Below are 20,585 nucleotides of genomic sequence, written 5' to 3'. Positions count from 1 at the left end.
TCTCAGCAATCCGGGTTGAACACACTCCACCCCATGGCGTGGGCGAGGCGTTCCAGCGCTGCCGTGCCCAGCAATGAATTGCCCTGCGGGGACAGGCCCGGCGACCACACGGCAATGCTGGCGCGGCCCGGCGCGATGGCGAGGATGCCGCCGCCGACGCCGGATTTTGCCGGCAGGCCGACCTGGAAGGCGAATTCGCCCGACGCATCATAATGGCCGCAGCTCAGCATCAGCGCGGCGATGCGGCGGGCGCGTTCGGGGTTGACGATGGCGCGGCCGGTGGCGGGATCGACGCCGCCGTTCATCAGGAAGCGGCCGGCGCGGGCGAGTTGCCGGCAGCTCATGGCGATGGCGCATTGGTGGAAATAGGTGGACAGCGTGGTGCTGACCGGGCCGTCGATGGTGCCGTGCGCCTTCATGAAATGCGCCAGCGCGGCGTTGCGGTGGCCGGTGGCGGCTTCGGAATAGGCGACTGCACCATCGATGGCGATGCTGTCGTCCCCGGCCAGGCTGCGCACCAGGCGCAATATGGCGCCGATGCCGGCGCGCCCAGGGTTTTCGGCATCTTCACCCGCCGCCACCAGATCGGTGATGGCGATGGCGCCGGCGTTGATGAACGGGTTGCGCGGGCGGCCGGCTTCGGCCTCGAGCTGGACGATGGAGTTGAAGGCGCCGCCCGATGGTTCGCGCCCCACCCGCGCCCAGACGCGGTCGGGATCGCGGCTGAGCGCTTCGACGAGCGCAAAGACCTTGGAGACCGACTGGATCGAGAAGGGGGTATCGGCATCGCCGGCGGCGACTTCTTCGCCGGCCGCAGTGATCACCACCATGCCGAAATGATCTGCGGAGACCTTAGCGAGTTCGGGGATATAATCGGCGACCTTGCCGCGCACGGGTTCGGCGGCCATTTCGGCTGCGATCCTGGCCACGACGTCGTGCAAATCTGCCATCACACCTCTCCGGTTCCCATCGTTATGCCTGCCAGATGGCGAGTTGTGCAAATACGGAGGCGCTGTCCGCAAATTTGGGTGGCAGCGCCGCTTTGCGTAGTGTATCTCCGTATCTGAGGGGCAACAATGACCGGGCTGCGGCCCAGGGGAGGACATCATGGCCACACAGTTAAAAGACACACGCATCACCCAGTCGCTGCCGCAGGGCAGCGTGATCTGGCCGCTGCCGCCGCGCGTGCGGCCCGATCTGCCGAACCACGATACCGCGACGCTGGAAGACTATCTGCGCACCGCGCCGCTGGAAGAGGTGGATATCGCCGATCCGCTGTGGTGGGAGACAGATACCAACCGGGTGTATTTCAAGCGGTTGCGCGATGAAGCGCCGATTTTCTTCACCAACGTCAACAGCAATCGCCACCGCGGTTTCTGGAACGTGACGCGCTGGAACGATGTGATGGCGGTGGATACCAACCATCAGGTGTTCAGTTCCGACGCGCATCTGGGCGGCATCACGCTGTTCGATATGGACCCGGATTTCATCATGCCGATGTTCATCGCGATGGACCCGCCCAAGCATGATGTGCAGCGCAAGGCGGTGAACCCGATCGTTTCGGGCACCAATCTTGCCAGCTATGAGTCGCTGATTCGCGAACGCACCTGCGAAGTGCTGGACAGCCTGCCGCGCGGTGAGGTGTTTGACTGGGTTGACCTGGTGTCGATCGAACTGACCAGCCGCATGCTGGCGACGCTGTTCGGCTGGCCGCAGGAGCGCCGCCGCATGCTGACCTACTGGTCGGATGTGTCCACCTCTGACCCCGAACTGCCGGGCAATCCTTCCAAGGAAGAGCGCCAGGCCATCCTGCTGGGGATGCTGCAGGAATTCACCATGTTGTGGAACGAGCGGGTGAATGCCGAGCCGACCGGCGATCTGGTGTCGATGCTGGCGCACAACCCGGCCACGCGGAACATGCCGCCGATGGAGTTCATGGGCAATCTGGTGCTGCTGATCGTGGGCGGCAACGATACCACCCGCAATTCGATCACTGGCGGGCTGTATTTCCTGAACAAGAATCCGGGCGAGATGGCCAAGCTGCGCGCCAATCACGGCCTGGTGGAAAATATGGTGTCCGAAATTATCCGTTATCAGACGCCGCTGGCCCATATGCGCCGCACGGCGTTGCAGGATACGGTGCTGGGCGGGCAGTTGATCCACAAGGGCGACAAGGTGGTGATGTGGTACGCATCGGCCAACCGTGACGAGCGGGTGATCGACAATCCGGATGCCTTCATGATCGACCGGCCGCGCGCGCGCCAGCACATGAGCTTCGGCTTTGGCATTCACCGCTGTGTCGGCAATCGCCTGGCGGAATTGCAGTTGAAGATCCTGTGGGAAGAAATCCTGAAGCGGTTCGACACCATCGAAGTGATGGGTGAGCCGGAGCGGGTGCCGAGTGCGTTCGTGAAGGGTTACAAATCGCTGATGGTCCGCATTCCGGCCTGAGTTGGGGATAACATGGTCAAGATCATTTACGTCGAGCACACGGGTGCTCGCCACGAAATCGACGTGCCGGAAGGCGAAAATCTGATGGAAGGCGCGGTGCAGAACAATGTGCCGGGCATCGATGGCGATTGCGGCGGCAACGCGGCCTGCGCCACCTGCCATTGCTATATCCCGTCGGAATGGGAAGCGGTGACTGGCGAGCGCAGCGAATTGGAAGATTCGATGATCGAGCTGGCGGATACGGCCAAGCCCAACAGCCGGCTGGCGTGCCAGATCAAGGCTTCGGCGGCGCTGGAGGGGCTTGAGGTGCATATGCCGAGCAGTCAGCATTGATCGCAGCCGGGCGAGAAAATAGCGCGCAGCGCTATTTTCCGACTCCGGCAAGATCGGACGGCGAGCGAAAAGGGCGGGGCATTCCCCGCCCTTTTTGACTCGTCCGACGGCGTGGCTCCGCCACGCTCTTTCTTCCTGCCTTTCTTCAACACACCAAACGGACTCGGCGGCTTTGCCGCCGGCCGTGCTCGTAAAGACGCAGGTTGGTTACCATTGGCACAGCCCCACCCCCAGCCCCTCCCCTGAAGGGGAGGGGAGTGGCGGCCAGCTTGTTCTCCACCCCAATTCGCGCGACAATCTGGCAGCAACAACAGGAGCTCAACCATGCCGATTTCCCTTCACGCCGCCTTCGTGCCCTCTTGCCGCCAGGTCATCGCTGGTTGCCTCAGCGTACTGGCCAAGGCCGAGGCCGCCGGCATTGGTGATCTGGCCGAGGCCAGGCTGGCGCCCGACATGTTGCCGCTGGCCTTCCAGGTGCAGAGCGTGGCGGGGCATAGTGCCGGCGCCATTGCCGCGATGCGCACCGGCCAGTTCAGCCCCGGCGGCGGCTTTGCCATGCCGGATGCGGATTATGCCAGCTTCACCGCGATGCTGAGCGAAGCCGATGCGGCGCTGGCGGCGGTGACGGAGGCCGAGATGGAGGGCTTTGTTGGCGGCGATACGGCGTTCGTGTTCGGTGAGCGGCGGATGCCGTTCAAATCCGAGGATTTCCTGCTGAGTTTTGCCCAACCCAATTTCTATTTCCACGCCTCGATGCTTTATGGGATTTTCCGCAACAAGGGTGTGAAGCTCGGCAAGAAGGACTATCTGGGCCGGCCGCGAATTGCGGTGTGACGCACAAGATTGTCGGCTGGGCGCTTGTGGCGCACACCCACCCCCGGCCCCTCCCTTGAAAGGGAGGGGAGAAGGGGGCATTGCGCTTGGCCATAGGAGATTTTCATGCGCCACCTCATTCTCGCTGCCCTGATTGCTGCCCCGGCCTGTGCCGCGCCGGTGCCGCAGGGGCCGCCCAATGTGCCGGAAAACACCCCCGCGTTCGCCGGCCAGACCCGCGCCGAAGCGGTGACATCGAAAACCAAACTGGCCGTCACCGAAATCGCCACCGGGCTGAACAAGCCGTGGGGCGTGGCGATCATGGCCGATGGGCGGTTTCTGGTCAGCGAGAAGGCGGCCGGGCGGCTGACCATTGTTGGCAAGGATGGCAGCAAGACCCCGATCACCGGCACACCGCCGACCGACGCACGCAGCCAGGGCGGCATGCTGGGGGTGGGGCTGCCCGGCGATGGCTGGGTGTATTGGAGCTATGCGGAGCCGCGGGAGGGCGGCAACGGCACGGCGGTGGCGCGCGGGCATCTGGTCGGCACCGAAATGCGCGATGTGCAGGTGATCTATCGCCAGATGCCGACGCTCGATTCCGTGCAGCATTTCGGCGGGCGGCTGGTGTTTCCCAAGGATGGCAGCCTGATCATCACGCTGGGCGATCGTTCGATCCTGCCCGGCCGGGTGCAGGCGCAAAAGCTGGACAGTGCCATCGGCAAGATCGTGCGGGTGAACCGCGATGGCTCCATTCCCAAGGACAATCCGTTCGTGAATGCGACCGGCGCGAAGCCGGAAATCTGGAGCTATGGCAACCGCAACGTGCAGGGCGCGGCGCTGGATGCGCGTGGCCGGCTGTGGGAAGTGGAGCATGGCCCCAAGGGCGGTGACGAACTGAACCAGATCCAGATGGGCCGCGATTATGGCTGGCCGACCATCGGCTATGGCGAGGAATATAGCGGCAAGCCGATCAACGACAACACCAGCAAGGCGCCGGGCATGGAGCAGCCGCAATATTATTGGGACCCGGTGATCGGGCCTTCGGGCATGATCTTCCACAGCGGCAAGTCTATGCCGGAGTATAAGGGCAATATCTTCGTGGGTGGCTTGCGCGTGCAGGCGCTGGTGCGGCTGGTGATGGATGGTGATCGCGTCACCGGCGAGGAATGGCTGCTGACCGACCGCAAGGAACGCATCCGCGACGTGATCGAAGGGCCGGGCGGCGCGATGTATCTGCTGACGGACGACACGAACGGCAAGCTGCTGCGGGTGACGGCGGGGAAGTAATAGGTAAGGGGAGATTAGTTGATCCACGGCCCGTATCAGGCTTTTTATATTGAATCGATGAGGTTTCATACTTCTTCGGCTCTAAAATCGCTAAAACTCTTGCAAGCAATCATGACAATTTTCCAAGAGGAAGGTGAGGTTGTTGCGGAGTATGAGGGCCGTTTTCTTGAATCAATCCACAATATAATTCATCAGGCTGGGTGCCTGTCGCGCTATTTTTTTCCATCTCGAGATAGCAAATTGCACAAGGAGCGCGCATCATATTTACGGAGCTATCTTGAAGTTACCGAAGAATCGCCGCTGGCGGATAGGCGCCTTAGAGACGCCATGGAGCATTTCGACGAGCGATTAGACCGTTATTTGGAATCGGGAATCGTTGGGCACGTGCTTCCTAAAGTAGTAGTTGCTGTCTATGATGACCCTGAAGTTCCAGTTCATATTTTCAGAGGATTTGTATTAGACGTAGGAAAGTTTTGTCTACTCAATGAGTGGTTTGAAATTGAGTCAATTATAAGAGAATTGGTACGAATAGCGAGTCGACTTGAAGCGTTCGCAAATAGTGGGCAAGTGTTTAAGAAGTAGATGCCAGCCGAACGTCGCGGTCAGGGTGCTTGACGCCCTTAAACCCTTCCGCTAAGCGCGCCACTCCCAAACCCCACGCGGGGGGACATATCCGGTGCCGGGCCTTTGCCCTGTCACTCCCCCGCGGCGGCCCAACCGGAGGTTAGATACTATGGCGGCTCCCGTCGTTTCCATGGCGAATCTGCTTGAAGCAGGCGCCCATTTTGGTCACCAGACGCATCGCTGGAACCCGAAGATGAAGCCTTACATCTTCGGTGAGCGCAACGGCGTCCACATCATCGATCTGTCGCAGACCGTGCCGCTGTTCGCGCGCAGCCTGGATTTCGTGCGCGCCGTTGTGCAGCATGGCGGCAAGGTGCTGTTCGTTGGCACCAAGCGCCAGGCGCAGGACCCGATTGCCGAAGCCGCGCGTCGTTGTGGCCAGCATTATGTCAACCATCGCTGGCTGGGCGGCATGCTCACCAACTGGAAGACGATTTCGGGCTCGATCCGCAAGTTCAAGCAATTGGAAGAAACCCTGTCGGGCGACACCACTGGCTTCACCAAGAAGGAAGTGCTGAAGCTGACGCGTGAGCGCGACAAGTTCGAAGCCTCGCTGGGCGGCATCCGCGACATGGGCGGCCTGCCGGACGTGATCTTCATCATCGACGTCAACAAGGAAGAGCTGGCCGTAAAAGAGGCCAATGTGCTGGGTATTCCGGTGGTGGCCATTCTGGATACCAACACCGATCCCAGCGGCATCGCTTTCCCGGTGCCGGGCAATGATGACGCCAGCCGCGCCATCCAGTTGTATGTCAACGCCATTGCCGATGCCGTGATCGATGCCCGCCAGGGTCGTGCGGTCGAGCAGGGCGTCGATATTGGTGCGATGGAAGAAGCACCGGTCGAGTTTCTGGCCGAAGCGCCTGTGGCCGAAGCAGAAGCGCCGGTGGAAATGGCCGACGCGATTGCCGAAGCCGAGCCGGCCCAGCCTGCAGCCTGAGCTGACCGTAGCCAACGACGGGAGGCCGGGCGCAGCGCGCTTCGGCCTTCTTGTCACACCAGTTTCACATTGGCGGCGCAATGCCCCGCCCATTCACACGACAAAAGGAGCATCCCATGGCTGAGATCACTGCCGGCATGGTGAAGGATCTGCGCGACAAGACCGGCGCAGGCATGATGGATTGCAAGAAGGCGCTGGCCGAAACTGCTGGCGATATGGAAGCCGCCATCGATTGGCTGCGCGCCAAGGGTCTGGCTTCGGCTGCCAAGAAGGCCGGGCGCACTGCCGCCGAAGGCCTGGTGGGCGTGGCCGTGTCGGGCACCAAGGGTGCCGCGGTGGAAGTGAACAGCGAAACCGATTTCGTTGCCAAGAACGAGATTTTCCAGGGCTTTGTCGCCACCGTGACGGCGCTGGCGCTGGAAACCGGTGCCGATGCTGCGGCGCTGGCGGCATTGCCCTATCCGGGCAGCGATGTGACCGTGGCCGACAAGCTGACCGCCAACATCGCCACCATCGGCGAACAGCAGTCGCTGCGCCGCACGGCGATGATCGAAGTCAGCCAGGGCGTGGTGGCATCCTATGTCCACAACGCGGTGGTGCCGGGCCTCGGCCGCATCGGCGTGCTGGTTGGTCTGGAATCGGCTGCTGCTGCCGATGTGCTGGAGCCGCTGGCCAAGCAGATTGCCATGCATGTGGCGGCGGCCAGCCCGCTGGCGCTCGATGAGTCTGGCCTTGATCCGGCCCTGCTGGAGCGTGAGCGCGCCATCGCCCGCGAAAAGGCCGCGACCAGCGGCAAGCCGGCCGAGATCATCGAGAAGATGATCGAAGGCGGCGTGCGCAAGTTCGCCCAGGAAAGCGCGCTGATCACCCAGGTGTTCGTGATCGACGGCAAGTCCAAGGTGGGTGATGTGGTTGCGGCTGCTGCCAAGGCGGCCGGCACCGCCATCACGCTGAAGGGCTTTGTGCGCATGCAGCTTGGTGAAGGCATCGAGAAGCAGCAGAGCGATTTCGCGGCGGAAGTTGCGGCTGCGGCCGGGCTGTAAGCTTTGGTTTTGCAACGGGGGCGGGCAGGGGAAACTCTGCTCGCCCTTTTGCTTGTCCACCGATTTTCGCACCCTTCTGCTTGGCAGTGCGGGCAAGCGCCGCTAGTGACCGTTTAGTTTTAACATCGGCAGAGATTTGACCCGCCATGCCCGGCTTCAAACGTATCCTTCTGAAGCTGTCCGGCGAAGTGCTGATGGGGCAAGGCGCCTATGGTATCGATCCCGAGGAAGCCACCCGCATTGCCGGCGAAGTGAAATCGGTGCACGACACCGGGGTCGAGATTTGCCTGGTGGTGGGCGGCGGCAATATCTTCCGCGGGCTGGCGGCGGCGGCCAAGGGCTTTGACCGGGGCAGCGCCGATTATATGGGGATGCTGGCCACGGTGATGAACGCGCTGGCCATGCAGAATGCGCTGGAAAATATCGGCGTCCACACCCGCGTGCAATCGGCGATCCCGATGCCGAGCGTGTGTGAGCCCTATATCCGTCGCCGCGCCGAGCGGCATCTGGAAAAGGGCCGCGTGGTGATCTTTGCCGCCGGCACCGGCAACCCGTTTTTCACCACCGATACCGGCGCCGCATTGCGGGCCGCCGAAATGAACTGCGACGCGTTGTTCAAGGGTACCAGTGTCGATGGCGTCTATGATGCCGATCCCAAGCGTGTGGCGTCGGCAAAACGTTATGAGCAGGTGAGTTTCAGCCGCGTGCTGGCCGACAATCTGAAGGTGATGGATGCCAGTGCGGTGTCGATGTGCCGCGACAATAATATCCCCATCATCGTGTTCTGCATCCGTGAACCCGGCATGCTGCTGTCGGTGCTGCGCGGTGAGGGCACATCGACAATCGTGACAGACGAAGGAGAGCCACATGGCTGATTTTGATCCGGCCCCGTTCAAGGCCGATCTGGAGCGGCGCACTGCCGGCGCCATCGATGCATTGAAGCATGACCTGGGGTCTTTGCGCACCGGCCGGGCCAACACCTCGTTGCTCGATACCGTGCATGTGGATGTGTATGGCGCCAACATGCCCCTGAGCCAGCTCGCCACGGTGACAGCGCCGGAAGCGCGCATGTTGAGCGTGCAGGTGTGGGACAAGAGCAATGTGACGCCGGTGGAAAAGGCCATCCGCGCCGCTGGCCTGGGCCTGAACCCGATCACCGACGGCCAGACGCTGCGCCTGCCGATCCCGGACATGACCGAGGAGCGCCGCAAGGAAATGGTCAAGCTGGCCGGCACCTATGCGGAAAAAGCCAAGATCGCCGCCCGCAACGTGCGCCGCGATGGCATGGAAACGCTGAAAACCGCCGAGAAGAAAGGCAAGATCAGCCAGGACGAACAGAAGCGCCACGAAGCCGAGGTGCAGAAGATCACCGACAAGGCCATGACCGACATCGACGCCACGGTGACGGCCAAGGAAAAGGAAATCCTGGGCCGGTGAAGCCGGCGGCAGCCTCCATTGCGGATGGTGGCACCGCGTGCCGGCATCTGGCCATCATCATGGATGGCAATGGCCGCTGGGCCAAGGCCCGGCGGCTGCCGCGCATCGCCGGCCACCGCGAAGGCGTGGAGGCGGTGCGCCGCGTGGTGGAGGCTGCGCCCGGCCTGGGCCTGGAAGTGCTGACGCTCTATGCCTTTTCCAGCGAGAACTGGAAGCGGCCGCCGGACGAAGTCACCGATCTGATGGGCTTGTTGAAACATTATGTGCGCAGCGAAATCGATGCGCTGCACCGGAACGGCGTGTGTCTGGATTTCATTGGCGATTGGCGGGCGCTGAAGCCGGATCTGGTGCAGTTGCTGGAGGATGCGCGGGCGCGCACGGTTGGTAATCGCGGGCTGAAGCTGGTGATGGCGCTGAATTATGGCGGGCAGCACGAGCTGGTGCGCGCGGCACAGCGGTTGGCGGCCGATGTCGCGGCCGGGCAGCTTGATCCGGAAACGATCGGTCTGGAGACGCTGGAAAGCCGGCTCGATACTGCTGGCTTGCCGCCGCCCGATGCGGTGCTGCGCACGTCCGGCGAGCTGCGTCTGTCGAATTTCCTGTTGTGGCAGTCCGCATATGCGGAATTTCTGGTGACCGACACCTTGTGGCCGGATTTCGATGGTGCGGCGCTGGCGGCGTCCCTGGATGAATTTGCGCGCCGTGAGCGGCGCTTTGGCGGGCGCTGAGACTGGTGCAGGCTCAATTGCGCAAACGGATTTTGACCGGCGTGGTGCTGGTGACGGTGGCTGTGGCGGCGCTGTGGTTTGGCGGCATTGCCTTTGCCGGGCTGGTGGCGGCGGCCATATTGGTGATGTTCAGCGAATGGGCGACGATGCACCGGTTGCCGTCGTTGCTGCGTCGGCTTGGCCTGGCGGTGCTTGGCGCTGCGGTGTGGGTGGCGGCGATGATGGGCAATCCGGCCGAGGCGTTGATGCTGCTGGGTGGCGGTGCCGGGCTGGGCGGGCTGTTTGCGGCGCGCCTGCAAAAGGGGACTGGGCGCGCGATGATGCTGGGCCTGCTTTATTGCGGGCTGCCAGCGGTGGCGATGGTGTGGCTGCGCGGGCTGCCCTGGGGATTTTTTGCGACGTTGTTCGTGATGGCGGTGGTGTGGGGCGCGGATATCTGTGCCTATTTCACCGGGCGGGCGCTGGGCGGCCCGAAACTGGCGCCGGCGATCAGCCCGAACAAGACCTGGAGCGGGGCGGCCGGCGGCGTGGTCGGCGCGCTGATCGTGGCGGGGATCATGCTGATATTATGGCCGGGCTATGCCAATCTGGCCGGCGCCGGGCGATTGGCGGCGCTGGCGGTGCCGTTGGCGATCTTGTCGATCCTGGGGGATTTGTACCAGAGCAGCCTGAAACGGCGCGCAGGCGTGAAGGACAGCGGCACATTGCTGCCCGGCCATGGCGGGGTGATGGACAGGCTCGATGGGCTGGTGCCGGCGGCGGTGGCCGGGGCGGGCGCCTTTGCCGCGACGGGGTGGGCGGGATGACAGGTGTAGAATGACGCGGGGTTTGACCATCCTGGGCGCCACCGGTTCGGTGGGCAGCCAGGCGCTCGATCTGGTGGCGCGCAATCCGGGCCGCTGGCAGGTCGAGGCGTTGACGGCGGGCAGCGATATCGCAGGGCTGGCGGCGGCGGCGAAGGCGTGTGGCGCTCGGTTCGCGGCGGTGGCCGATGCCAGCAAGGCGGCGGCGTTGAAGGATTTGCTGGCCGGCACCGGCATCGAATCGGCGGCCGGGCCAGAAGCGGTGATCGAAGCGGCAGCGCGCGATGCCGAGATCGTGATCACCGCGGTGATGGGCGCGGTCGGGCTGGAACCGACAATGGCGGCGGTGCGGCGCGGCGCGCAGATCGGCATCGCCAACAAGGAGACGCTGGTTTGCGCTGGCCCGGTGGTGACGGCGGCGGCGAAGCAATATGGCGCGACCTTGCTGCCGGTGGACAGCGAACATAACGCGATTTTCCAGGTGTTTCCGCATGATGCGCCGGAGCAGGTCGAGCGGATCATCCTGACGGCGAGCGGCGGGCCGTTTCGCACCCGCAGCCGGGAGGCAATGCGCGGGGTGAGTGTGGCCGATGCCTGCAAGCATCCGACCTGGTCCATGGGCGCCAAGATCAGCATCGACAGCGCCACGTTGATGAACAAGGGGCTTGAGCTGATCGAGGCGGCGCAACTGTTTCCGGTGGATATCGCCAAGCTGGATGTGATCGTGCACCCGCAATCGGTGATCCATTCGATGGTGGAATATGTCGATGGCAGCGTGCTGGCGCAATTGGGCAGCCCGGACATGCGGATTCCGATCGCCTATGCCATGGGCTGGCCGGAACGCATCGCGACGCCGGCTGCGCGGCTGGACCTTGCGCAGGTTGCGAACTTGTCGTTCGAAGCGCCTGATCTGGAACGCTTTCCCTGCCTGGCGCTGGCGTGGGCAGCGATGCGGGCGGGCGGCAGTGCACCGTGCATCCTGAACGCCGCCAATGAAATTGCCGTGGCGGCGTTCATGTGTGGGCAAGCAAGCTTCCTTGATATCGACGCCATCGTGGCGGAGACATTGAACATGGTGGCATCGGGACCGGTGGCGACCCTGGAAGAGGTGGTGGCGATCGACGCCGCCGCCCGCACCGCCGCGCGCGGCCTTGTGGCCCGCTGCGCAGCATGAAGAAGCTCGCCGCATGAACCCCATCGACACGCTGCAGCAACCGGGGCTGATCTTCACCTTGGCCAGTTTCATCGCGATGATCGCGGTGCTGGTGGTGGTGCATGAGGGCGGCCATTATCTGGCGGGCCGGATGTTCGACACCAGGATCGAGGCCTTTGGTGTCGGCTTTGGGCGCGAGCTGGTTGGCGTTACCGATCGGCGCGGTGTGCGCTGGCGGATCAATGCCATCCCGCTGGGCGGCTATGTGAAGTTCGTTGGCGACATGAACGAGGCCAGCCAGGCCGATCCGGCGATCCTGGCCCTGCCAGACGAGGAAAAGCGCGGGCTGTTTGCCTTTCTGCCGCTGTGGCAGCGCGCGATCATCGTGGCGGCCGGGCCAGCGATCAATTTCCTGTTCGCGATCCTGATCCTGGCGGCGTTCAACCTGACGCTGGGCCACCTTGCCAGCCCGACCATCGTTGCCGATGTGCAGGCGGGCAGCGCCGCAGCGCGCGCCGGCATCCTGGCGGGCGACCGGGTGACGGCGGTGGATGGCACGCCGGTTGAACGTTTCGAGGATGTCGTCAATCTGGTGGTGACCGGTGTTGGTGATCCGGTGATGCTGGAAATCGAGCGCAATGGCCAACGCCAGATGATCCGCGTGGTGCCGGACATGGTCGATACCACCGATCGTTTCGGCAACATCAGCCATCATCCGCGCATCGGCATTCAGCGCCCGGCCGAACAGGTGACCGAGGCGGTTGGCCTGGGCGACGCCTTGCGCTGGGCAGTGATCGACACCTGGAGCATCACCAAGACCATCGGGCGCACGCTGCGCCAGGTGGTGATGGGGGAGCGCAGCCTTGCGGAAATGGGCGGCCCGGTGAAGACTGCGCAGATCGCCGGGCAGCAGGCCAGCATGGGCTTGCTCTCCGCCGTGGCGTTCATGGCGTTCTTTTCGATCAACCTTGGCTTCATCAATTTGCTGCCCATCCCGATGCTGGACGGCGGACATCTTCTGCTCTACGGCATCGAGGCCGTGCGGCGGCAGCCTCTGGCGGAACGGGTTCAGCAATGGGCTTTCATGTCGGGATTTGCAGCGCTGATGTCGTTGATGGCAGTGCTCACCTGGCAGGACATGAGCTCGGTTGGAATTTGGAACCGCCTGGCGAGCTGGCTGGGTTGATGGGGGCACAGGAACAGGCGCCGGGTCATCCGGCGGCACGGCAATCGGGGCCACTGGCTTGGGAAATCGCTGGGCGACTGATACGACTGGTGGAGTTGATGCAGGTTAAGCAAGAGACAGCATCGGCAGGGCAGACCTGGCGCCGCCCGGCGCGCAACCTGTTGTTGTCAACAGCGTTGGCCGGCGCTCTGGCTGGCGCATTGGCAACGCCGGCGCTGGCGCAGCAGCCCCGCCCGCCCGCGCCGCAACCGCCGCGCCCGTCTGCCGAAGCCGAAGCGCGCGCGTCCGAAACGCGCGGCCAGGCGGCGCTGCCAGCCACCGCTGCCAATGTCGGCGTCGTGCGCAGTGTGGTGGTGCGTGGCACCGAACGGCTTGAGCCGGAAACCGTGCGTTCCTACCTCAATCTGGCCATTGGCGATCGCTATGATCGCAACGGGCTCGATACGGCGCTGAAGGCGCTTTATGCGTCCGAACTGTTTGCCGATGCCACGATCCGCGACGACAATGGCGCACTGACCGTCGAGGTGAAGGAAAATCCGGTGATCAACCGGATCATCATCGAAGGCGGCAAGCGGGTGAAGGAGGAGAAGATCCGCGAGGAAATTCGCCTGGCGCCGCGCCAGATCTTCACCCGATCAAAGGCGCGGGCCGATCTGGGCCGCATCCTGGAGCTCTATCGCCGCGGCGGGCGCTTTGCCGCCAGTGTCGAGCCCAAGATCGTGCAGCTTGAACAGAATCGCGTCGACGTGGTGTTCGAGATCAACGAAGGCCCGAAATCCAAGATCCGCCAGATCAATATCCTGGGCAACGTGAAGTTCAAGGAAGGCGAAATCCGCAAGCAGATGGCGTCGAAGCAGGCGCGTACCTGGCGGTTCTTCACCTCCAACGACACTTATGATCCTGATCGCCTGGCCTATGACCAGCAGAAGTTGCGGCAATATTATCTGACCGAAGGCTATGCCGATTTCCGCGTTGCCTCGGTGGTTGCCGAACTGACACCGGACAAGAAGGACTTCATCGTCACCTATGTGGTCGAGGAAGGGGAACGTTACAAGTTCGGCACGGTCGATCTGAAATCCGATCTGCGCGACATCAAGCCCAAGGAGTTCCGGCCGATCATCCGCATCAAGGAAGGCGATTGGTACGACGCGCAGGCCATTGAAAACACGGTTGAAGGCCTGTCGGAAACCGCCGGTCTGCTTGGCTATGCCTTTGCCGATGTCCGCCCGCAGTTCGAGCGTGACAAGGACAAATTGGAGATGAACGTCACCTTCCAGATCGGGGAGGTGCCGCGCGTCTATGTGGAACGGGTGGCGATCAACGGCAACACCATCACCCACGACAATGTGATCCGCCGCGAATTCCGTGTGGCGGAAGGCGACGCGTTCAATTCGATCAAGGTCAGGCGATCGAAGGACCGCCTGCTCGGCCTCGGCTTCTTCCAGGACAAGCTGGACATCGAACAAAAGCCCGGCACGACGCCCGACCGCATCGTGCTGGAAGCCAATGTGCAGGAACGCCCGACCGGCGAATTGCAATTGTCGGCCGGCTTTTCCAGCATCGAGCGGTTCATTTTCTCGGCGAGCGTGCGGCAGCGCAACTTCCGCGGCCGTGGCCAGGAAATCCGCCTGTCGGGCAATATCTCCAGCTTCGCGCGGTCGGTGGAAGCCGGCTTTACCGAGCCGTATCTGGGCGGACGCAACCTGGCGCTCGGGTTTGATATCTTCCGCCGCGATTTCCGCTCGTTCCGCTTTACGGGGAACAACACGCGTGACACCACCTACACGCAGGTGTCGACCGGCTTCCAGGTGCGCACCGGTTTTTCGATTACCGAATTCTGGGCGTCCTCGCTGCGCTATGGCCTCAGCCGTGAGGAAATCGGGCTGGATCAGGCGGTGTTCTTCCGCAACGGGGTTTGCGATCCGCTGCTGGCCGGGCGCTTCCTGTGCGAACAATTGGGCAACCGTACGGTTTCCACGGTGGGCTTCTCGCTGATCTACAACAGCTTGAACAATATCCGCCTGCCGTCGGCCGGGCAGCGTTTCACCTTCAGCAGCGATCTGGCCGGTGTGCCGATCGGTATCAAGTTCGTCACCACCCGCGTGAACTATGACTGGTTCACGCCGCTGTTCGGCTCCGGCTTCGTGCTGAACGTCGGCGGCGAAGGCGGCTATGTGACGGGCTATGGCGGGCAGGATGTCATCCTGACCAACCGCTTCTTCCTGGGCCAGCCGCAGTTTCGCGGGTTCAACATCCGCGGTGTCGGCCCGCGCGTGCTGCGCCGGCCGCTCGATCTCAATGGCGACATCGTGCAGGATCGCCGCCAGGCGCTGGATGATGCGCTGGGTGGCCGGGCTTATTATGTGGCGCGCGCCGAAATTCGTATTCCGCTTGGTTCGGCCGTGCAGGAATTGGGCATCAGGCCGTCGATCTTTGCCGATGTCGGCGCGCTGTGGAGCCTGAATGCCCCCAATCTGACCTGTCAGGACGGTCCGGGGGTGGCGGCACCACGGGTGCCCGGCCAGGTGGCACCGTGCCTGCCCAGCGATGGATTTTCGTCGGGGTTTGTCGAAGAGTATCTGGGCAACACGCCCAGACCGCGTGTGGCCGTGGGGATCGGGGTGAATTGGAACTCGCCGTTCGGGCCGTTCCGGTTTGACCTTGCCAAAGCCCTGGTGACTCAGCCAGGGGACGATCCACAGTTATTCCAATTCAACGTAGGGACTGCATTCTGATGAACAAGCTGCTGATCGCGCTGGCGCTGGCCGGCGTTTCCACTCCCGTTCTGGCGCAACAGGTGCCAGCCGCCATCATCGTGACGGTTGACCGTCAGGAAATGATCGCCAACTCGGCGGCGGCCAAGGCCGCGCAGGCCGAGCTGAAGCCGAAAGGTGATGCGCTGGTCGCCCGTCTGAACCAGCTGCGCACCAGCCTGGCTGCCGAAGAAAAGACGCTGCGCGACAGCCAGCCCCAGCAGGGCGCCGCGCCGGCTGCCATCACGGCCTGGCAGACCAAGGTGAAGGATTTCGACACCCGTCGCCAGCAGGCCGATCAGGAACTGCAGCGCCGCCAGCAGGAAATCCAGGCCGCCGAGCAGTGGGTGATCAAGCAGATCAGCGATGCCTCCACGCCGATCGTCAGCGCCATCATGCGCGAGCGCGGTGCCAATATCGCGGTCGATGAACAGGTGACGTTGCAGCATGCGGCGGCGCTGGACATCACCGCCGAAGTGCTGGCGCGTCTCGACAAGGCGCTGCCGCGCGTGTCCACCACGCCGCCGGCACCGCCGGCCGGTGCAGCGCCGGCTGCCGGCGCTGCACCGGCGCCGGGCGCGTCGGCCACCCCGCCGCGCCGGTAATCCGGATGGCTGATCCGGTTGCGGTAGGCCCGATTGATGTGCGGGCGGTGATGGCGATGCTGCCTCACCGTTTCCCGATGTTGCTGGTTGACCGGGTGATCGATCTGATCCCCGGTCAATCCGCCACCGGCATCAAGGCGGTGACGATCAACGAGCCGTTTTTTGCCGGACATTTTCCGGCCCGGCCGATCATGCCCGGCGTGCTGATCGTGGAGGCGCTGGCGCAGACCGCCGGCGTGCTGGCCATCTATGGTGCGCGCGCCAAGGCCGGTGAAGGTGATGTGTCGGACAAGCTGGTGTATTTCATGGCCATCGACAACGCCAAGTTCCGCACGCCCGTGGAGCCCGGCTGTCTGCTGCATCTGAAGGTCGAGATCGTGCAGGACCGCGGCCGCATCGCCAAGTTCGCCGGCCGTGCCGAAGTGGATGGCAAATTGGTGGCCGAAGCCAGCTTCACGGCGATGATTGCCGATCCGCCAGCCTGACGCGGGTGGGCGGGCCCGGCATTTTCCCCGCTTTTGTCCCGGTTCCACCATTGCATTGCCCGCCATGCTGGCCATATTCGCGCATGGAGACGCTGCCATGATCATTGCCCTTGCCCTTGGAATGATCCTGTCGGCCAGCCAGTTTGCGGCGGATGCGGCCAAGGACGGTCCTCGCCCGGCCACCCAGAAATTGGTGGCGGGCGGTGACTGGGCGCGGGTGCTGGGCGCCATCCGCAATGGTGCGGCGGACTGGATCGCACTGGCGCCGCAACTGGCGCGCGGCAGCGATGCGCAGCGCGGTGCCGAACTGACCGCGGCGCTGGCGGCGGCGCTGCCGCGGGCGCCTTCCGATGTGCTGGCGGTGGCCGATCCGCGCCGGTCGCCAGTGCTGGGGATTCAGGTGATTTGCGGCGCTCCGGCCGGTAGCCACAACAGCAGCGCACGCGCGCAATATCTGATCGATGCGCAGGAGGCTGTGGACCTGTTGCCGGACATGGCAGCCGTGGGCCGGGCCAAGGCGGTGTGCCTCAAGGAATTGGCGCTGGCGGCGGCGCAATAGACGGCAGCGCCGGGCTGCGCCGCGTGGCCCACAGGCAGGCGGCAGCGATGATCAACGCGCCCAGGATGGTGGCAGGCGCCACCGGTTCGGCAAACACCATCCAGCCAAGCAGCGCCGCCCAGGGCAGGCCGGTGAATTCCATCACCGCCGATGCCTGCGCTTCGAGATGGGCATAGCCGCGCGCCATCAATTGCACGCCGATATTGCCGACCAGGCCCGTGGCCAGCATCAGCCCGAGATCATGGGCGCCCATTGTTTCTGCGCCCACCAGCGCGGGTGACAGGATCACGGCCGGCACCACCGCGCCCATCAGGGTGATGACCGTGGCGCTGTCGCGGGTGGCGCGGGCGCGCAGCACCAGCGACGACAGGGCATAGAGCAGCGCCGCACCGACAGCGGCCAGCACCGCCAGCAGCTTGGTGCCGGCCAGATCGGGGACTCCGCCCGCCGCGACCACCACGCCGCCAAAACCGATCAGGCCGGCAAACACGAAGCGCGGCTGCATGGGTTCCTTCAGGAACAACGCAGCCAGTGGCGGCACCAGCAACGGGCCGACAAAGGCCAGGGTGAGCGCCAGCGCCAGCGTCAACTGGGTGAGCGCCCAGAAGAACAGCAGCGCCATGGCCACGATCAACGACCCGCGCAGCAGATGCGCGTGCAGGCCGCCGGGCGCCAGGCCGGGCCGGCCCTGCACCTGCCACACCAGCAGCGCGATCAGGGCGCCGCTGCCATAACGGCCAAAGCTGGTAAGCGGCACGCCATGGCGCAGCGCCAGATATTTCACCAGCGCATCCATCGCGCACAGGGCGCCGATGCCGGCGGCGACCTGGCCGTAGGCAAGCAGATTGGCGCGGGCCATGGCGCGGGTGTTACCGCCCCAACTCGCGGATCAGGCGCGCCGCCAGATACAGCCGGCGCGGGATGGCATCGATCAACACATATTCCTCCGCACTGCTGTGATAGCCGAAGCCGGGCAGGCCGAGCGCCTCCAGCACCGGCACGCCGGCGCGCGCGGCAAAGCCCGCATCGGTGCCGCCGCCTGACCGCGGCAGCACGAACAGATCCGGACCGCCGGCTTCCTGGTAGATGCTGCGCGCGCGATCGATCAGGGCCAGGCTGGCAGCATCGGCCGTGAACGCCGGACGGTTGATCTGGACATTCACCGTCACCTTGGTGCCGGGGACCGATGGCGTGGCGAGCCGACGCTTCATTTCGGTTTCAAAGGCGCGCACGCGATCGTCGCTGATGTCGCGCAGGTCGCCGATCAGCGTGACGTCATCGGGGATCATGTTGCGGGCGCTGCCTTCCTGGCTCACCTGTGTCCAGTTGAAGCGGCGCTTGCCCTGGCCTTCGTCCATGTCCTTGGTGACGGCGATCACATGCGCGGCCTCCACCAGGGCATTGTTGCCCAGTTCGGGGTTGTTGCCGGCATGCGCAGCCTTGCCTTCGATGTGCACGAACACGCTGTTGGTACCCGATGTGCCGGCAATCATGCCCTCCAGTGGCACGGCCGTGGTCGGTTCGAAGCTGAGCACGGCGCTCTGGCCGCGTGCCAGTTCGGTGATGAGATCGCCCGAACCCAGCGAGCCGATTTCCTCGTCGGTGTTGAAGGCGATGGTGAGCTGGCCGAAATCGGCGGGTTTCAGGAGCTTTATTGCCGACAGGATGACGGCGATGCCGCTCTTGTCGTCGGCGATGCCGGGGCCATAGGCTTTGCCGTCTGCCACGCGCCACGGCGTTTCTGCGAGCTGGCCGTGGGTGTAGACCGTGTCCATGTGGGCCAGCAGCAGCAGCTTGCCCGTGCCGGTGCCGGTCAGGCGGCCGACGATGATGTCACCGCGGGTGCCTGGCTTGCCCTGCATCCGCTCCACCTGCGCGCCGCGCGCCGCGAGTTCATCGGCAAGCAGATTGCCGATGGCGACCAGACCTTCGGTGTCGTAGCTGCCGCTTTCGATGTTCACCAGCCGTTCGAGCGTGGCCAGCGTGGCGGGCGCTTCAGCCGTGGCGGCCTTCAGCAGCGCCGTGTCCGGCTTGCCGACCTTGACTGGCGGCGGCATCTTCATGCCGGGCGGCAGTTGCGCAAGAGCCGGGGTTGCAATGAGCAGCACGGCAGCGACAAGCATCTTCATTTGAACGGCTCCAGCGTCAAGGGTCAGGCGGTTTCGTCGAACAGTTCCCGGCCGATCAGGTAGCGGCGGATCTCGCTGGTGCCGGCGCCGATTTCATAGAGCTTGGCGTCACGCAACAAGCGCCCGGTGGGATAATCGTTGATATAGCCGTTGCCGCCAAGACACTGGATCGCCTCCAGCGCCATCCAGGTGGCTTTTTCGGCGGTGTAGAGGATGCAGCCGGCGCTGTCCTTGCGGGTGGTCTCGCCGCGGTCGCAGGCCTGCGCGACGGCATAGGTGTAGGCGCGCGCCGTGGACAGCGCGACATACATGTCGGCCAATTTGCCCTGCATCAACTGGAAGGTGCCGATGGGTTGGCCGAACTGCTGGCGTTCGTGCACATAGGGCACCACCACATCCATGCAGGCCTGCATGATGCCGATCGGGCCGGCGGCGAGCACGACGCGTTCATAATCGAGGCCCGACATCAGCACACGGGCGCCATTGCCGACCCCGCCGAGGATGTTTTCGGCCGGTACGGTGCAGTTTTCGAACACCAGCTCGCAGGTGTCTGAGCCGCGCATGCCGAGCTTGTCGAGTTTCTGGGCGGTGGAGAAGCCGGCCATGGACTTTTCGATCAGGAACGCCGTCACACCCTTGCTGCCGGCGGCCGGATCGGTCTTGGCATAGACCACCAGGGTTTCGGCGTGGGGGCCATTGGTGATCCACATCTTGTTGCCATTGAGCACATAATCGCCGTTGCCCTGCTGGTCGGCGCGCAGCTTCATGCCGATGACGTCGCTGCCGGCGCCGGGTTCGGACATGGCGAGGCTGCCGACATGGGCGCCGCTGATCAGATCGGGCAGGTAGCGCGCCTTCTGTTCGGCGGTGCCCCAGCGGGCGATCTGGTTGATGCACAAATTGGTGTGGGCGCCGTAGGACAGGCCGACACTGGCCGAGGCGCGGGAGAGTTCCTCCACCACCACGACATGCGCGAGATAGCCGAGGCCAGCACCGCCATCGGCTTCGGGCACGGTAATGCCGTGCAGGCCGAGATCGCCCAGCTTGGGCCAGAGATCGCGCGGGAATTCATTTTTCGCGTCAATTTCGGCGGCGCGCGGGGCGATTTCGGCGGCCGCGAAGGCGCGCACGGAGTCGCGCAGCATCTCGATCGTATCGCCATGGTCGAAGCGCAACTGGCTGAGCATATTGGGTTCCCTCTTGCGATATTGGCGATTGTTGTAAGCGCAGCAACTTCGTGCGGGAAGGCGCTG

General features: G+C 64.0%; 21 protein-coding genes. 17 read left to right on the top strand and 4 right to left on the bottom strand.

The window, feature by feature from the left end; translation table 11 throughout:
• Window positions 1-2: 2 nt before the first annotated feature.
• Window positions 3-950, bottom strand: a complete 948-nt coding sequence (locus tag ACTIEZ_RS05640; RefSeq protein ID WP_439545679.1) for a glutaminase — start codon at window positions 948-950, stop codon at window positions 3-5.
• Between the two features lie 157 nt (window positions 951-1,107).
• Between ACTIEZ_RS05640 and ACTIEZ_RS05635 the strand changes: the two genes are divergently transcribed.
• The 17 genes from ACTIEZ_RS05635 to ACTIEZ_RS05555 all read left to right on the top strand — a co-directional run bounded on the left by ACTIEZ_RS05635 (window position 1,108) and on the right by ACTIEZ_RS05555 (window position 17,203).
• Window positions 1,108-2,451 carry a cytochrome P450 gene (locus tag ACTIEZ_RS05635; protein ID WP_439545678.1) on the top strand — a complete coding sequence of 448 codons (1,344 nt, stop codon included), beginning with the start codon at window positions 1,108-1,110 and terminating at the stop codon, window positions 2,449-2,451.
• A 12-nt stretch (window positions 2,452-2,463) separates the two neighbouring features.
• Window positions 2,464-2,784 carry a 2Fe-2S iron-sulfur cluster-binding protein gene (locus tag ACTIEZ_RS05630; RefSeq protein WP_439545677.1) on the top strand — a complete coding sequence of 107 codons (321 nt, stop codon included), beginning with the start codon at window positions 2,464-2,466 and terminating at the stop codon, window positions 2,782-2,784.
• 324 nt (window positions 2,785-3,108) lie between these two features.
• The gene (locus tag ACTIEZ_RS05625) at window positions 3,109-3,618 is read left to right on the top strand and encodes a DUF1993 family protein (protein ID WP_439545676.1); all 510 of its coding nucleotides are present in this window, start codon (window positions 3,109-3,111) and stop codon (window positions 3,616-3,618) included.
• Window positions 3,619-3,723: 105 nt separating this feature from the next.
• Window positions 3,724-4,887 carry a PQQ-dependent sugar dehydrogenase gene (locus tag ACTIEZ_RS05620; protein ID WP_439545675.1) on the top strand — a complete coding sequence of 388 codons (1,164 nt, stop codon included), beginning with the start codon at window positions 3,724-3,726 and terminating at the stop codon, window positions 4,885-4,887.
• 18 nt (window positions 4,888-4,905) lie between these two features.
• Window positions 4,906-5,469: a hypothetical protein gene (locus ACTIEZ_RS05615; protein WP_439545674.1), complete on the top strand. Its 564-nt coding sequence runs from the start codon at window positions 4,906-4,908 to the stop codon at window positions 5,467-5,469.
• Window positions 5,470-5,620: 151 nt separating this feature from the next.
• Window positions 5,621-6,451 carry a 30S ribosomal protein S2 gene (gene rpsB, locus ACTIEZ_RS05610; protein WP_439545673.1) on the top strand — a complete coding sequence of 277 codons (831 nt, stop codon included), beginning with the start codon at window positions 5,621-5,623 and terminating at the stop codon, window positions 6,449-6,451.
• A 116-nt stretch (window positions 6,452-6,567) separates the two neighbouring features.
• Window positions 6,568-7,494 carry a translation elongation factor Ts gene (gene tsf, locus ACTIEZ_RS05605; RefSeq protein ID WP_439545672.1) on the top strand — a complete coding sequence of 309 codons (927 nt, stop codon included), beginning with the start codon at window positions 6,568-6,570 and terminating at the stop codon, window positions 7,492-7,494.
• Window positions 7,495-7,640: 146 nt separating this feature from the next.
• Complete coding sequence (gene pyrH, locus ACTIEZ_RS05600) at window positions 7,641-8,369, top strand: UMP kinase (protein WP_439545671.1); 729 nt, start codon at window positions 7,641-7,643, stop codon at window positions 8,367-8,369.
• Window positions 8,362-8,931 (top strand): ribosome recycling factor, encoded by a 570-nt coding sequence (gene frr, locus ACTIEZ_RS05595; RefSeq protein WP_439545670.1) that lies wholly within the window; start codon window positions 8,362-8,364, stop codon window positions 8,929-8,931. Before pyrH ends, frr begins: the two co-directional genes overlap by 8 nt.
• On the top strand, window positions 8,928-9,659 hold the full coding sequence (locus tag ACTIEZ_RS05590; protein ID WP_439545669.1) for an isoprenyl transferase: 732 nt from the start codon (window positions 8,928-8,930) through the stop codon (window positions 9,657-9,659). Before frr ends, ACTIEZ_RS05590 begins: the two co-directional genes overlap by 4 nt.
• A 17-nt stretch (window positions 9,660-9,676) precedes the next feature.
• On the top strand, window positions 9,677-10,465 hold the full coding sequence (locus tag ACTIEZ_RS05585) for a phosphatidate cytidylyltransferase (protein ID WP_439545668.1): 789 nt from the start codon (window positions 9,677-9,679) through the stop codon (window positions 10,463-10,465).
• A 10-nt stretch (window positions 10,466-10,475) separates the two neighbouring features.
• On the top strand, window positions 10,476-11,636 hold the full coding sequence (locus ACTIEZ_RS05580; RefSeq protein WP_439545667.1) for a 1-deoxy-D-xylulose-5-phosphate reductoisomerase: 1,161 nt from the start codon (window positions 10,476-10,478) through the stop codon (window positions 11,634-11,636).
• A gap of 13 nt (window positions 11,637-11,649) precedes the next feature.
• Window positions 11,650-12,801, top strand: a complete 1,152-nt coding sequence (gene rseP / locus ACTIEZ_RS05575; protein ID WP_439545666.1) for an RIP metalloprotease RseP — start codon at window positions 11,650-11,652, stop codon at window positions 12,799-12,801.
• A 98-nt stretch (window positions 12,802-12,899) separates the two neighbouring features.
• Window positions 12,900-15,536, top strand: a complete 2,637-nt coding sequence (bamA, locus tag ACTIEZ_RS05570; RefSeq protein WP_439545665.1) for an outer membrane protein assembly factor BamA — start codon at window positions 12,900-12,902, stop codon at window positions 15,534-15,536.
• The gene (locus ACTIEZ_RS05565) at window positions 15,536-16,159 is read left to right on the top strand and encodes an OmpH family outer membrane protein (protein WP_439545664.1); all 624 of its coding nucleotides are present in this window, start codon (window positions 15,536-15,538) and stop codon (window positions 16,157-16,159) included. Before bamA ends, ACTIEZ_RS05565 begins: the two co-directional genes overlap by 1 nt.
• Before the next feature lie 5 nt (window positions 16,160-16,164).
• Entirely contained in the window at window positions 16,165-16,644 is a 480-nt protein-coding gene (gene fabZ, locus ACTIEZ_RS05560) for a 3-hydroxyacyl-ACP dehydratase FabZ (protein ID WP_439545663.1), read from the top strand.
• A 97-nt stretch (window positions 16,645-16,741) separates the two neighbouring features.
• The gene (locus ACTIEZ_RS05555) at window positions 16,742-17,203 is read left to right on the top strand and encodes a hypothetical protein (RefSeq protein ID WP_439545662.1); all 462 of its coding nucleotides are present in this window, start codon (window positions 16,742-16,744) and stop codon (window positions 17,201-17,203) included.
• Here the strand turns inward: ACTIEZ_RS05555 and ACTIEZ_RS05550 are convergent.
• Genes ACTIEZ_RS05550 through ACTIEZ_RS05540 form a run of 3 tightly spaced genes read right to left on the bottom strand, consistent with a single transcriptional unit; the run spans window position 17,172 to window position 20,519 of the window.
• Window positions 17,172-18,062: a DMT family transporter gene (locus ACTIEZ_RS05550; protein WP_439545661.1), complete on the bottom strand. Its 891-nt coding sequence runs from the start codon at window positions 18,060-18,062 to the stop codon at window positions 17,172-17,174. The two genes, ACTIEZ_RS05555 and ACTIEZ_RS05550, sit on opposite strands and share 32 nt — an antisense overlap.
• Before the next feature lie 10 nt (window positions 18,063-18,072).
• Window positions 18,073-19,332 carry a glutamate carboxypeptidase gene (locus ACTIEZ_RS05545; protein WP_439545660.1) on the bottom strand — a complete coding sequence of 420 codons (1,260 nt, stop codon included), beginning with the start codon at window positions 19,330-19,332 and terminating at the stop codon, window positions 18,073-18,075.
• Window positions 19,333-19,355: 23 nt separating this feature from the next.
• The gene (locus tag ACTIEZ_RS05540) at window positions 19,356-20,519 is read right to left on the bottom strand and encodes an isovaleryl-CoA dehydrogenase (protein ID WP_439545659.1); all 1,164 of its coding nucleotides are present in this window, start codon (window positions 20,517-20,519) and stop codon (window positions 19,356-19,358) included.
• Window positions 20,520-20,585: the final 66 nt, after the last annotated feature.

The sequence above is a fragment of the Sandarakinorhabdus sp. genome (genome assembly GCF_051860625.1).
Classification (GTDB): Bacteria; Pseudomonadota; Alphaproteobacteria; order Sphingomonadales; family Sphingomonadaceae; genus Sandarakinorhabdus.
This window is presented reverse-complemented; position numbering and strand designations above follow the sequence as displayed.